Annotated in this window: 15 protein-coding genes; 4 read left to right on the forward strand and 11 right to left on the reverse strand. The window is 70.7% G+C overall.

Annotated features, from left to right (window positions below):
• Positions 1–50: 50 nt before the first annotated feature.
• The 5 genes from MFF07_RS12655 to MFF07_RS12675 all read right to left on the reverse strand — a co-directional run bounded on the left by MFF07_RS12655 (position 51) and on the right by MFF07_RS12675 (position 3667).
• The gene (locus tag MFF07_RS12655; protein WP_238232093.1) at positions 51–1337 is read right to left on the reverse strand and encodes a septal ring lytic transglycosylase RlpA family protein; all 1287 of its coding nucleotides are present in this window, start codon (positions 1335–1337) and stop codon (positions 51–53) included.
• A 299-nt stretch (positions 1338–1636) separates the two neighbouring features.
• Complete coding sequence (locus MFF07_RS12660; protein WP_147821725.1) at positions 1637–2137, reverse strand: ribonuclease toxin HepT-like protein; 501 nt, start codon at positions 2135–2137, stop codon at positions 1637–1639.
• On the reverse strand, positions 2134–2490 hold the full coding sequence (locus MFF07_RS12665; RefSeq protein ID WP_147821723.1) for a nucleotidyltransferase family protein: 357 nt from the start codon (positions 2488–2490) through the stop codon (positions 2134–2136). The genes MFF07_RS12660 and MFF07_RS12665 overlap by 4 nt, the downstream gene beginning before the upstream one ends.
• Positions 2491–2721: 231 nt before the next feature.
• On the reverse strand, positions 2722–3027 hold the full coding sequence (locus MFF07_RS12670) for a ribbon-helix-helix domain-containing protein (protein WP_147821721.1): 306 nt from the start codon (positions 3025–3027) through the stop codon (positions 2722–2724).
• On the reverse strand, positions 3011–3667 hold the full coding sequence (locus tag MFF07_RS12675; RefSeq protein ID WP_147821719.1) for a division plane positioning ATPase MipZ: 657 nt from the start codon (positions 3665–3667) through the stop codon (positions 3011–3013). Before MFF07_RS12675 ends, MFF07_RS12670 begins: the two co-directional genes overlap by 17 nt.
• Positions 3668–4086: 419 nt before the next feature.
• On the opposite strand from MFF07_RS12675, the gene MFF07_RS12680 reads away from it, so the two are divergent.
• Positions 4087–4668 (forward strand): PAS domain-containing protein, encoded by a 582-nt coding sequence (locus MFF07_RS12680; RefSeq protein WP_238232095.1) that lies wholly within the window; start codon positions 4087–4089, stop codon positions 4666–4668.
• Positions 4669–4670: 2 nt separating this feature from the next.
• Here the strand turns inward: MFF07_RS12680 and MFF07_RS12685 are convergent, their stop codons facing one another.
• The 6 genes from MFF07_RS12685 to MFF07_RS12710 all read right to left on the reverse strand — a co-directional run bounded on the left by MFF07_RS12685 (position 4671) and on the right by MFF07_RS12710 (position 9609).
• On the reverse strand, positions 4671–5996 hold the full coding sequence (locus MFF07_RS12685; protein WP_238232097.1) for a COG3904 family protein: 1326 nt from the start codon (positions 5994–5996) through the stop codon (positions 4671–4673).
• Positions 5997–6196: 200 nt separating this feature from the next.
• Positions 6197–6952 (reverse strand): precorrin-6A synthase (deacetylating), encoded by a 756-nt coding sequence (gene cobF / locus MFF07_RS12690; RefSeq protein ID WP_147819087.1) that lies wholly within the window; start codon positions 6950–6952, stop codon positions 6197–6199.
• Between the two features lie 69 nt (positions 6953–7021).
• Positions 7022–7369 carry a hypothetical protein gene (locus MFF07_RS12695; protein WP_147819085.1) on the reverse strand — a complete coding sequence of 116 codons (348 nt, stop codon included), beginning with the start codon at positions 7367–7369 and terminating at the stop codon, positions 7022–7024.
• A 386-nt stretch (positions 7370–7755) separates the two neighbouring features.
• Positions 7756–8085 carry a hypothetical protein gene (locus MFF07_RS12700; RefSeq protein ID WP_147819083.1) on the reverse strand — a complete coding sequence of 110 codons (330 nt, stop codon included), beginning with the start codon at positions 8083–8085 and terminating at the stop codon, positions 7756–7758.
• Between the two features lie 65 nt (positions 8086–8150).
• Positions 8151–8996 (reverse strand): metallophosphoesterase, encoded by an 846-nt coding sequence (locus MFF07_RS12705; RefSeq protein WP_147819081.1) that lies wholly within the window; start codon positions 8994–8996, stop codon positions 8151–8153.
• 7 nt (positions 8997–9003) lie between these two features.
• A complete protein-coding gene (locus MFF07_RS12710; RefSeq protein ID WP_147819093.1) occupies positions 9004–9609 on the reverse strand; it encodes a cation efflux transmembrane domain-containing protein in 606 nt (201 codons plus the stop codon).
• Between the two features lie 225 nt (positions 9610–9834).
• On the opposite strand from MFF07_RS12710, the gene croR reads away from it, so the two are divergent.
• The 3 genes from croR (at position 9835) to crtI (ending at position 12878) form a co-directional block, all read left to right on the forward strand.
• On the forward strand, positions 9835–10308 hold the full coding sequence (gene croR, locus MFF07_RS12715) for a 3-hydroxybutyryl-CoA dehydratase (protein WP_147819079.1): 474 nt from the start codon (positions 9835–9837) through the stop codon (positions 10306–10308).
• A 55-nt stretch (positions 10309–10363) separates the two neighbouring features.
• The gene (locus MFF07_RS12720) at positions 10364–11185 is read left to right on the forward strand and encodes a TrmH family RNA methyltransferase (protein ID WP_147819077.1); all 822 of its coding nucleotides are present in this window, start codon (positions 10364–10366) and stop codon (positions 11183–11185) included.
• A 103-nt stretch (positions 11186–11288) separates the two neighbouring features.
• A complete protein-coding gene (gene crtI / locus MFF07_RS12725; protein ID WP_147819091.1) occupies positions 11289–12878 on the forward strand; it encodes a phytoene desaturase family protein in 1590 nt (529 codons plus the stop codon).
• Positions 12879–12883 lie beyond the last annotated feature (5 nt).

Genomic DNA, 12883 nt, shown 5'->3' on the forward strand with positions numbered 1-12883 from the left:
AATGTCTTAGGACGCCGCGCGGGGAAAACGCGCGGGGATGCCGCAGAGGTTTAGTAGACGCCGGCCACGTGCGAGCGGCGACCGGCCGGACCGGAGGCGGATTTCGTCACCGCGGCGGATTTGCCCGCCGGGGATGCCTTGGCCGTCGAGGCGGACAGCAGTCGGGCCATGGCGAGCTTGTCGTTCGAGGGCATCGTCGCGGCGGTCCGCACTGCCGGGGCGGCCTTGCCCATGACTGGGGAGGCCTTGGCCGCCGAGACCAGAGCCGTGCGCTGAGCCCCTCCCCCGAAGGCCGCCTGCGCCGTGCGGGCCGACGCGGCCGGAGCGGTCCCGCGCATCGCGCCGGCGAGGCGGATCTGCGGCGGGGCGAGGCTCAGCGGCGCGGCGTTGCGCCCGGCCGAGGCCATGGCGGTGCGGGAGGCGGGACCCGACGGGTTGAGGCCGGCGACCGGCATCGGGCGGAAGGCCGCGCCGCGGGCGGCCGTCGGCTGGACGGCGGCCGGCACGGCGACGCTGGCTGCGCTCGCCAGGATGATCGGCGCGCGCTGCGGACGCGGCGCGGGGGCCGCCTCGGCGGTGTCCTCATCCGACTCCGCCGGCTTGTAGGCCAGCGTCGGGCGCGTCGTCCGGGCGAAGCGCTCGGGTGCGGGCTGCTCACGGTCCGGCCCGAGATCTGCGACCATCACCGGCGAGCCGGAGCCGGTCGAGGCCGGGCGGCCGTCGGTGCGCAGGCTGGCGAGCAGGCGGCGGTCGTCGCTGCCGGCGACGGACGCCTTGCCGACATACTCGACCCGGACCTTCTCGGTGCCCTTGTTGTGGAAATCGAGGGCGCGGGCTGCCTCCTCCGAGAGATCCATGACGCGGTTGGCGTGATAGGGGCCGCGGTCGTTGACGCGCACAACCATCGAATAGCCGTTCGAGAGGTTGGTGACGCGGGCATAGCTCGGCAGCGGCAGCGTCGGATGCGCTGCGGCGATCGAGTGCCGGTCGAAGACCTCGCCGTTGGCGGTCATGCGGCCGTGAAAGGCCGAGCCGTACCAGGAGGCGAGCCCCTCGCGGACATAGCCCTTGGCGTCGTCGCGCGGCACGTAGGTCTTGCCGGCCACGACGTAGGGCTTTCCGGAGAAGCGGCGTCCGCCGCCCTTCGGGATCACGTCGCCCTCGTTGTAGAGGCGCCGGCTGGCCTTCACGCCGTATTTCGGGTCGATCTCGCTGCCGGAGGACGCAGCGCCGGCCATGCGCTGCGGGTTGTTGCCGGCGCAGTTGGCGGTGGTGAGCGCCACCGCGCAGACCCCGATCAGGCGCCAGACCGGCCAGCTACGCGGCCGTGCGTCCATCGCCGGAAAACATCCGGCCGTCGTGATCCGCGCCATACGCAACTCGCCCGGGTCAATGGCGGCCGATCATCGCTTCCCAGGAACGCGGGAAGCGCGGCCGCTCGATACGCTGTCGTGACGATCGGGGTGTGATCCCCTCACGACGCCTACAATTGTCCGGACGGCGTAAACGAAGGCTGAACGGTGACGCAGAGAGACGCGACCGACCGGCGTGCTGTTGAGATCAGGGATGAAGATCGCCCGATAATCCACTGTTCAGAAACAGATTCGCTGTGAAATCTATGACATCGACTGCGCGTTCACGCGACCGGCAGCGGGGCCGGAGGCGGGTCGATCGTTGTCCGGAAGGCCGCGATGGAAGGCTTCAGGCTGGTCGCGAGACGGCGTGCGGCGTCGATGGACGGAACGGCCCGGGTCGGGTCGAAGTCATCGTAGTTGTGTGTGGCGCGATGTCTGAAACGCCGGGTCTCCTCGACATCGCCCGCTACGTCGGGCGTCAGGATCGGCGGACGCGAGCGACCCGGCGTCATCAGCGGACGGCTGGCGCGCCTGACGAGGTCTGCGTGCCATCTCTCGCCGGTCGGTCTCTCCTCGTTGAGGATCTCGAGGATGCGCACCAGGGCGTTCTCAAGAGAGGTGTGGGCCGACTGCATGGCGTGCTGGAGCGCCATGTCCTGCTTGTAGCCTGCGAGACCATCCAGATCGAAGCCGCCCTCGTCGAATAGGTCCGCAGCCCTGCCGAAGTGCCGGCAGGCCGCGCCCAGGTCGTCGTCGACCTCCGTCCAGCGTGCGTCCGTCATGGCAGAGCCAGCCCCCGCGCCCGCACGCGATCCACGAAGGCGGGCCGGCAGGTGCCGGCATCGTGGATGTCGGGCGGGATTCCGTGCTCGGCGCAGACGTCCTCGACGAAGTTCCAGGCGGAGCCGGCGCGCTCCGCCGGAAAATCGATCAGCACGTCGAGATCGCTGTCGAAGCGCATGGTGCCCGCGACGTAGGATCCGAACACGACGAAGGCTCCGCCTTCCCGGCCTGCATAGGCACGCAGGGCCTCGACCACCGCGTCGGCCGCCTGTCGTCGCCGCGCGGCCTCGGCCGCCTTCCTCTGCGCCAGCGTCGTCACGGCCGGAGCCTGTGCCGGCGTTTCCATGTCCATCGACCGTTCCACCGGACACGGCTCCCATCGCGCGTCGACGGCATCGTATCATCGACGCCGCCGACGGACGATTCCGCGAACGCAGCGATGGCGTAGGCCGCCTGCCGACGACCTGACCAAAGGCCCATGACCCGGTGGCGGGTTCGCCCGGCTCGGGACTTATCGCTCGTGTGGCGCATCAGGAGCCGGACGTAAGCTACTGACGACGCAAGTGTAATTGCAGCTTGCGCTTCAGCGGCTCTCGGCCTCGTTGATCTGCTCGATGGAGCGGGCGCCGCGCTGCTTGAACAGCAGGTCGAGGGCCTCCAGCATCAGGCCGTGCATCTTGGTGCGCTCGGTATGAGCGAGATCCCGGAGCTGGTCGTAGACCGGGGGCTCCAGATAGACCGACATCTGCCGGGCGCGCTCCTTGAGCGTCGCGGCGGGCTTGGCCCGCGGCGACGGCACGTCGAGCTGGACGATGTCGGCGCTCTTGCGAGCCGGCGGCGTCGCCGCGGCGACGATCGCCGCGAGGTCGAGTTTAGGCGGCCTTGACATGTTTGCCGGTCCCAATGCCCCTGCCCGCCTGCATTCGGCGCTCGATCCAGGACCAGAGGCGGCGGACTTCGCCGGCGGCCTGGCCCTTCGGGTTGAACTCGGTGACGCCCTGGCCGACGCCGATGGCGTCCTGGTGGTCCGTGCGCGCCACGATGTTCACGTCGGGCAGGATGCCGAGCACGGCGAGGCCGTCGGCGGCGTCGCGGATCCGGTAGGAGCGCGGCGGCGTCTGGTTCAGCACGAAGGCGAACTTTTTTTCGAGACGATAAACGGCTGCCAGCGTCGGCTTGAAGGCGCGGAGATCCGCCGGGGTCGGGCGGCACGGGATGATGCAGAGGTCGGCCGCACGGATCGCCGAGAGCGTGCCGTTGGAATCGACGCCGGGCGTATCGATGAAGACGTAGTCGTAGGCCGATTCGCGCAGGCGCTCCATGACGGCCTCGATCTGCGTGGCGTCGATCTGGGCGACTTCCGGGCCTTCGGCCGTGCGGTGGTCGAGCCAGTCGGAGATGGTGGCCTGACGGTCCATCTCGAGGATGCAGACGGTGTGGCCGGCCTCCTGGGCGGCGACGGCGAGCGAGATGCAGAGCGTGCTCTTGCCGCTGCCTCCCTTCTGCGTGACGAACGTGATGGCCTTCATCGCCGTGAAACCCCTCGAGCCTGCCGGCCTGCCGCCGCGATCCGTCACGGCGTCCTGTGATCCCGGGATGCCGTGATCCCGGATGTCCCTGCCCCGGTGTCGCCGATCATGGTTAACCGGGGGTTAAGAGCATCGGATCGGCGGATGACGCGATCATGGCATCCTGTGATCCGTGGAGATCGGCCCTCGGCGACACGGGCCGGCTCTGGCGGAGCGCCGTCAATTTCATAACCTGAGGTTGCTAAAATAAATTGGGGCCGGGGGTCGGGAAACCGTGACATTCAAGAGCGCGCTTTACACGGCTTCAACGCATACGTTAGGTTTTCCGTTCGGTGCCAGTCGCCGAAAAATAAACTTCAAGTATATTTTGGCTGAGCCGCCGTGGCCAGCTTCGCATTGTCCCTGGAGCGTCTGCGCGGATGCCGGTTTCCCCCTCCCTGCCCGATACCGAACTCGCGGCCGCCCTCGATGAGTCGGCCTGCCTCGGCGCCTGGACGCACGATGTCTCGGCCGACCGTTTCAGCGTCGCGGCCTCCCTCGCCCATGCCCTCGACCTCGCGCCGGAGGAGCGTACCGGGGTGCCGTTGGCGCGGGTGCTGTCGCTCATCCACGCCGAGGATCGGCCGCGGATCGCGGGCCTCCTCAGTGCGTCGCAGGAGGCGGGCGGTCCGTTCGAGGCGGAGTTCCGCACCTGGGAGGGACGGCGCGGCGCGCGCTGGCTGCGGCTGATGGGGCGCACCGACATCGAGGGGGGACATCGTGCCGTGCGCGCCCGCGGCCTCGCCTTCGATCTCACCGAAGGCCGGCTCGGCCGCGGCAGCCCCGCCCGGCAGGCGCAGTGGCAGGCCAACCAGCTCGCCGACCACGTCATCGCGATGAAGGGCCTCGTGCCGCCCCTGGGAAACCCGTCGCTGGCGCGTCTGGTCGACCGGCTGGCGGTGGAGATCGGCTTCGAGCTCGCCCGCCGCCTCACGCAGGCGGCGGGCGATGTCCGGCATTAGAGCTAGGGCTGGGCCGACGCCTCCAGCGACGGGCGCGGAGCCGCGGACGGATTGATCAGGCCACGGAGGGTCGCCGCCGCGTCGCGCCGGGGCAGCGCCAGGGCCTCGGCATAGGCGGTGCGCAGGCCCGCGCATGCGGCGTGCGGCGGCGCGGAGAGCGGCCGCAGGGCGTCGTCGGCGAGGGTGCGGGCGTCGGGTTCCGGCACCGGGCGATCCGCATGGGACAAGGCGCGCACGACCAGGGCGCGGGCCGCGAGATCCCCCGTCTCGTCCAGCCGGCTCCCCTCGCCTTTCAGCACCTGCCGGGCGAGGACGAGGTTGCCGTCGGCGCCGATGGCGGCGCAGGCCGCCGGGTCCGCGCGCGACGCCTCCATCGCCTTCAGGAGATGGCGCCCCATCGCGACGAGGCTGCGGTCGTCGGCGCCGCGCATGGCCCGCGACAGGCTGCGGGCGGCGAGCCGCTTCAGGCCCTCGAAGGCGTCGGCCTCGGACAGGCCGCTGCGGTAGCTGTCGAGGTACCAGGCGGCGATGCCGTCCACGACCCGCGGCGCCCGCGCTTCGAAGCCGTGCAGCAGGTCGAGGTTGCGCAGCACGGTGGCGCGGGCATGCGCCGCGTCGTCGCCGTCGTCGAGGGTCGAATCGGGGAAGCGCGACGCGTCGACGATGCCGGTGGCGACGCCGGCAGCCAGCAGCCGGTCGGGATCCGGAAACCAGATGTCCTGCGAGGCCACCCGCAGGGCGGCGTCGGCGAACTCGGCGGAGACGCCGGCCGCGATGTAGGCGGCCCGCTCGGGGGCGCCGTCCGCGCGGAACACCTGACCGAACAGCCCGGCCTCGTAGGGCGCGTGGAAGCCGAGCCGGGTCGCCGCCATGATGTGGCGCTCGCGGCCGCGCACGAAGGCGAGGGTGCAGGCCGAGACGCAGAAATCGGGGACGTAGGTGGCGAGGCGGTGCCGGGCGATCGCCGCGCCGATCGCCTCGCCCTCGTCGACGAGGCCGCCCTCGCTGGTGAGGTGGATGCGCTCGACGCGGGGGTTCTCGGCGAGCAGGCGTTCGAGCCGCGCGCCGGCGCCCTCGGTCAGTTCGCCCGAGAGCCGCACGTCCCGCCCGCCGGGGCCGAGCACGATCCGGGTCTCGGGGCCCGGCAGGTCGGTGCCGAGGCGCGATTCGAGTTCGAGGGAGAGGCGGGCGTAGATGCCGAACAGGACGGTCTCAGCGGGTTCGAGGCCGCTGCGCAGATGAGCCTGGACGACCGTGCCGGCACCGAGGCAGGCGAGCGCCAGCCCGGCCAGTCCGATCCCACGTACGACGCGCCAGGCTGCCGCCATGACCTGCCCCCAGATGGCTCGATGGTCGTTGCGACCAAGGCCAATCTTCAATTCCCGCCAGGGCTAAGCAAGGGTTGGGCCGGGGCGTTTTCTGGGCCGGATGCGCGTCGGGGATCGCCTGTGTCGCGCAAGAGACGTTTCTTAAAACGAACGATCCGTTCGTCATGCGGTCCGGGAAAGATCGGCCCAGACCGCTGTCACTATGTCGCAGGTCGGCTCAGCCGGTAGATGTCCATGATCCAGCCGTGGCGCAGCCGCGCCGCGCGCCGGGTCTCGCGGATAACCTCCGCCACGTCGCCGAGTCGCCCGGTGACGAGGAGTTCGTCGGCGGTGCCGAGATAGGCGCCCCAGTGGATGATCAGATCCGGGTCGAGGCCGGCGAAATCGACCCGGCCGTCGAGCATCACCACCGTGGCGCCCTCGCCCGAAAGGTCCTCGGCGAGGCGCCGGCCGGTTGTGATGGTCACCGGCTCGCCGATGCCGTTGAGCGCGATGCGGTGGCCGGCGGCGAGCGCCTGGACGCTGGTGATGCCGGGGATGACCTCGACGTCGAAGGCGATCCGGCCACGGGCGCGGATGCGGTCGATGATCCGGATCGTGCTGTCGTAGAGCGAGGGGTCGCCCCAGACCAGGAAGGCGCCGCAGCCGTCCTCGCCGAGGTGTTCGGCGATGAGGCCTTCGTAGAGTTCGGCCCGGGCGGCGTGCCAGTCGTCGACCGCGACGCCGTAATCCGCCGGCATCCGGTCGCGCTCGGGATCCACGGCCTCGACGAAGCGCGGCTGCGCGCCCGTGATGGTGCGCTCGCAGATGTCTCGGCGGACCCGCACCAGCTCGGCCTTGGCGTCGCCCTTGTCGATCAGAAAGACCACGTCGGCCGCGTTGAGCGCGCGCACCGCCTGTAGCGTCACGTGCTCGGGATTGCCCGTGCCGATCCCGATGAGGAGAAGCTTCTTCATAAGCCCGGCCCTCGAAGCCGACGCCCCGTCGCGCCGGAGGCGTCGATGCCTGCGCCCGCCGGTATCACGTCAGCGCCCGAACCACGACGCGACCGGGTCGACCACGTAGGCCGCCACCGAGGAGATCCAGGCGCGGGCGCGGGTGGTGAGACCCTCCTTGCGTACGGCGGTGTCGGAATCGGCGGAGCGGAAGGCGAATTCGGCCGCGACATAGGCGTCCTCGGACGCCTTGCAGGCACTGAGCGCCGCGCGCTCGGCCGCGCGTTTCTCGACGCTGACGGGCTGGCCGGAAAAGTGCTGGCGGACGCAGCGGTGCCAGTCCCGGCGCAGGCCGTCGAGATCGGTCTCCTGCGCCTGCGCCGCGCCCGCCGAGAGCCAGGCGGCGGCGATGAGGACGGACAGGTTCGAGCCTCGCATCACCCAAGCCTCTTAACGATCCGGTTGAGGGCACCGAGGACGCACCGACGTTCCCGGCTTGTTCTCAGAGCGTGAGGGAGGCTCTACGTGATTTGCGCGGGCTTGGCTGTCACTCGGATGCGTCACGCATCCCCGTCGATGCCGGCGGCCCTGCGGTTCAGCCGACGAGGGCGGTGAGGCCGGTGCCGATCAGCGTCACGAGGCCGATGGTGACGATGAACTTCAGGTCTTCGATGCGCTCGCTCATGGCCGATTCCTGCGGCGGCGGGTTTGACACCGCCGGTCGAGATCCATGCGCATCTAGCGATTCGGCGCGAACGGCTCCGTGTGTTTCGTCACCCGCGATCCTGCTTTCGTCGCGGCGAAATACGGTTGCCGGGGTCGCGTCAGCCGCCGCCGGCACCGCTTCCGCCGCCGCCGCCGGTGTTGCCGACGGGGAGTTCCGGCTTCTCCGCATTGCCGTCCGCGGCGGAACTGGACGAACGGCTGTCGGCGCCGGTCCCGCCGCGGACCTGCGTCTCGACCGAACCCGGTCCGCTCTTGGTCCCGCCGCCCGGCTTCACGAACTCCGTGGCCGGCTCGCCCGGCGTCGTGATCCGGGGAGGACCGGGCTGGCGGATCTCGGCCGGCTTGTTGCCGCCGCCCGATTGCGCCGACGCGGCGCCGGATAGGAGCAGAAGCGGCACGCCCAGCGCCGCAGCCGTCTTGGACTTCATGGTTGGCTCCCGGTTCGAGAACGATCGGTCCGTGACAACACGGGAACGGCCCGGGCGTTTCCCGCTCAGCCGATTGCGATGCGCAGGTCCGGCTTGAAGGTCTTGCCCTCCACGGGGTTCGCGACCCAGCGGGTGCGGCCGACCGCCAAGTCGTGGCCGGCATGGAAATGCCCGGAGATCCAGGCCTCCGGGCGCTGTGCCTCGGGCAGGTCTTCGAGCACGGTGGTCGCGTAGAAGGCCGGCACCCACCACGGCACGCCGGGCGCGCCTCGGAACGCGTCGGCCGCGCGCGGGCTCGGCGGGTGGTGCGTGACCACGACGGTCGGGCCGGCATGGGGCTCGGCGAGGGCGGCCAGCAGCGCGGCCTTTTCGGCGCGATGCGCCGCCATGGCGTCGGCCGGCGACCAGGCCGTGCCGTCGGCGTTGCGGATCGAACCGCGAAACTCCCGCGAGCCGGTGACCGGATCGGTCATACGCGCCGCCGCGAAGGCGACCGGGTCTTCCGGGCGGCCGGGCGTGTCCGGCGTCAGCCAGCGGCCCGCCAGCGACCAGTCGCTCCACAGGGTCGTGCCGACGAAGCGCACCCCGTCGATCAGGGTGCTCGCGCCGTTCTCCAGCAGGTGGAGGCGGGTGCCCTCCCCGACCAGCCGCGCGACCTCGGCACGCAGGGCGGCGAGCAGTTCGGGTGCGGTGCGGCCGTCGCCGGTGGGCGCGTAATGCTCGTGGTTGCCCGGCACCAGCACCACCGGCCGGCCGTCCGCCAGCGCGAGCACGGCGGCAAGCCCTTCCTCCGGGCGGCCCTCGAACAGGTCGCCGGCGCAGACCATCACGTCGAAGGGCCCTGTCGGCCGCGGGATCAGGTCGAGGCGGCGGCGTTCGAGATGCAGGTCTGAGATCGGAAACAGGTGCATGAACCGGTCAAACCCGTGCTTCGGCGGCGCCGCGGCGCTCGGCGCGCGCCGCCTTGAGGATGTCGACGGCGGACTCGGCGTTGAGGACCGCGATGCCGAGGCCGACGACGAGGTCGGGCCAGGGCGACAGCGTCGCCGCCGTGGCGAGGCCGGCCAGGATGATCGCGATGTTCGCCGCCACGTCGTTGCGGGCCGAGAGATAGGCCGCGCGGGTCAGGCTGCCGCCGCCCGCGCGGTGCCGCGCCAGCATCAGCGCGCAGGTGAGGTTGACCGCGAGCGCACCGATCCCGGTGAGCGTCAGCGGCAGGGGCGCCGGCGGCGCCATGTCCGCGATCTTGTCCCAGGCTGCCCAGGCTGCGCCCAGCGCCGGCAGCAGCAGGATGAAGGCGAGCGCCGTGCCGAGCCGCGCCCGGTTGCGCAGGCTCCAGCCGAGGCCGGCGAAGATCAGGAGGTTGATCGCCGCGTCCTCGAGAAAGTCGAGGCTGTCGGCCAAGAGCGCCACCGAGCCGATGGCCAGCGCCACCGCGATCTCGATGCCGAAATAGCCGAGGTTCAGCGCGGCGACGCGGACGACCACCGGGCGCAATCCCGGCGCGGAGCCGTGTTCGTCCATGGCCGGGTTCACCTCGTCGCCGCGGGCGCTTGCCGCCGGGAGGGCCGTACCGGACCGCCCCACCGGGAGCAATCGCCGCCCCGGACGCGGTGCAGACCGTCCCGACCGCGTTCGGGATTGCCCTCGGCCGCGCGCCCCGCGCACTGGATTTGCACTCCGTCCTGTGCAAGGCCAAAGCTTTGCTGCGCTCGCATGCGTCGCGGGCGGCACCGGAGACACCCAGCGATGTTGCCCGAACTTCGTATTCTGTATTTCGAGGATCTGGAGGTCGGCCTCACCGAGATCTGGAAGAAGGAGATCTCCTCTTCCGACGTGGTGGGCTTCGCCGAGATCACCGGCGACCGCAACCCGATCCACCTCTCCGAGCACTTCGCGGCTCGCACGCCCTTCGGCACCCGCATCGCCCACGGCCTCTACACGGCCGGGCTGATCTCGGCGGTGCTCGGCACCCGCCTGCCCGGCCCCGGCGCGGTCTACATCAGCCAGACCCTCAACTTCCGCGCGCCGGTGCGCATCGGCGACACCGTCGAGGTCATCGTCGAGGTGGCCGAGCTCATCGCCGAGCGCCGCCGCGCCCGCCTCACCTGCACCTGCAAGGTCGGCGACGAGGTCGTGCTCGACGGCGAGGCCCTGGTGAAGGTGCCGAAGAAGGAAGAGGCCGACCCGCTCACCATGCGCATGGGCGGCGGCCGCGCCTGATTCTTTTGTGAGTGCAGGGACCGTCGATGCTTCGGCGTCGAGGGTCGACGACACGATGAGCGCCAGTCCAGCGATCACCATCGACGACCCCGCCGATCCGCGGCTCGCGCCCTACGCGTCGATCCGTGAGCGGGATCTCGTCGGCCGGCGGGGGCGCTTCATCGTCGAGGGCGAGGTCACCCTGCGGCTGATGCTGTCGCCGGCCTCGCGCTTCCGGGTCGAGTCGATCCTGCTTTCGCCGGAACGCCTGCCCGGCCTCGGTGATCTCATCGAAACCATGCCCGCGCCGCCGCCGGTCTATTGCGCCTCCCGTGCCGTGATGGGCGCGGTGGCCGGCTTTCCGATGCATCGCGGCGTCCTGGCCGTGGGCCTGAGCGGCGCGCCGCCCGAGCCGGCCGGGCTGATCCCCCCTGCCCCGGCGCCCGCGACCGTGCTCGGCCTCGTCGGCCTGACCAACCACGACAATGTCGGCGGCCTGTTTCGCAACGCCGCCGCCTTCGGGGCCGACGCGGTGCTTCTCGACGACGCCACCTGTGATCCGCTCTACCGCAAGGCAATCCGGGTCTCGGCCGGCGCGGCGCTGACCGTGCCCTTCGCGCGTACGGCAAGCCCGCAGGCGCTGCTCGACCTCGCCGCGCGCCACGACCTCGTGTCGCTGGCGATGACGCCGGGGACCGAGGCCGACATCGCCGACATCGCCCTGCCCGCCCGCGCCCTGGTGCTGCTCGGCAGCGAAGGCCCCGGACTTCCGCCGGACCTGATGGCCCACTGCCAGAGAATCCGGATCGGGATGGCGGCGGGATTCGACTCGCTCAACGTCGCCACCGCCGGCGCCATCGCGCTGCATCACCTGCTGCGGCGACGGTGCCGGCTGTAAGCGTGGCTTTACGCGCGACATTCCGTGGCAATTGCCGCACAACGTGCGGAGGCAGAGATAGCCTTGCCGACAGGTTATGGGTCTCGAGGGGGAGCGGACGGCGTTGCTACAGTCAGGCGAGGGGTTGCGGAGCCTGTCCGGCCGCCGCGTCGCGGTCGTCGGAGCCGGACCCGGCGGTCTCGCCACGGCGCTCCTGCTCGCCAAGGCCGGCATCCACGTCACGCTGTTCGAGCGCGACGCCGTGGTCGGCGGGCGCACCAAGACGGTCGAGGCGCCGGGCGGCTACCGCTTCGATATCGGCCCGACCTTCTTTCTCTACCCGCAGATCCTGGCCGACATCTTCGAGAGCTGTGGCGAGCGGCTGGAGGATCACGTCGAGCTGAAGCGGCTCGACCCGATGTACCACCTGCTCTTCGAGGGCGAGGGCGGCGTCTCGGGCGAGATCCGCGCCACCGGCGATGAGGACCGGCTGCGCGCCGAGATCGCCCGGATCGCGCCGGAGGATGCGAAGAACCTGCATGCGTTCTTTACCGAGAACCGGACCAAGCTGAACTTCTTCAAGCCGGTGCTGGAGCAGTCCTTCGACCGCTTCTTCTCGATGATGAGCCCGGCGATGCTCGCCGCCCTGCCCCATCTCCATCCCGGCCGCAGCGTAGACAAGGATCTCAAGCGCTACTTCGCCGACCCGCGGGTGCGCCTCGCCTTCTCGTTCCAGACCAAATATCTCGGCATGTCGCCGTTCCGCTGCCCGAGCCTGTTCACGATCCTGTCGTTCCTCGAATACGAGCACGGGGTCTACCACCCGGTGGGCGGCTGCGGCGCGGTCTCCGAGGCGATGGCGGGGCTCGCCCGCCGCATGGGTGTCGACATCCGCCTCGGCACCAAGGTCGAGCGCGTGGTCTACCAGGGCAAGCGCGCCGCGGGCGTCGTCGTGAACGGAGAGACCTTCAACGCCGACGCGGTGGTGATCAACGGCGACTTCGCCGGCACCATTCGCGATCTCGTGCCCGAGACGCAGAGGCCGCGCTGGCGCGACCGCAAGGTGGACAAGGCCCGCCTCTCCTGCTCGACCTTCATGATGTATCTCGGCATCGAGGGGACAGTCCCCGAAGGTCTCGGGCACCACTCGATCCTGCTGTCGAAGGACTACAAGCAGAACATCGAGGAGATCACCGGCGGCACCCTGCCGATGACGCCGTCGCTCTACGTGCAGCATGCCGGATACACCGACGGCGGCATGGCCCCTCCGGGCCACACCGCGCTCTACGTGCTGGTGCCGGTGCCGAACCTCAAGTCGGGCATCGACTGGGAGAGCGTGCGCCCGGCCTACCGCCGGCTGGTGCTGGAGCGCCTGAAGCTCCTGGGCATCGCCGACATCGAGAGCCGCATCCGCTACGAGCGCGTGCTCGACCCGCGCGACTGGCGCGACGAATTCACGGTGCACGAGGGCGCGACCTTCAACCTCGCGCACGATCTCGGACAGATGCTGTGGTTCCGGCCGCACAACCGCTTCGGGCCGGGCCTCTACCTCGTCGGCGGCGGCACCCATCCGGGCTCCGGCCTGCCGGTGATCTACGAGGGCGCCCGCATCTCGGCGCGCCTGCTGATCGAGGACCTCGCCGGTGCCAAGGCCCCCGCCCTGAAGGACATCCCCGCAACCGCGCCGCTTGCGACGCAGGGCGAGGCGCGGTGATGTCG

The sequence above is a fragment of the Methylobacterium thuringiense genome (assembly GCF_022179645.1).
In the GTDB taxonomy this organism is placed as follows: Bacteria; Pseudomonadota; Alphaproteobacteria; order Rhizobiales; family Beijerinckiaceae; genus Methylobacterium; species Methylobacterium thuringiense.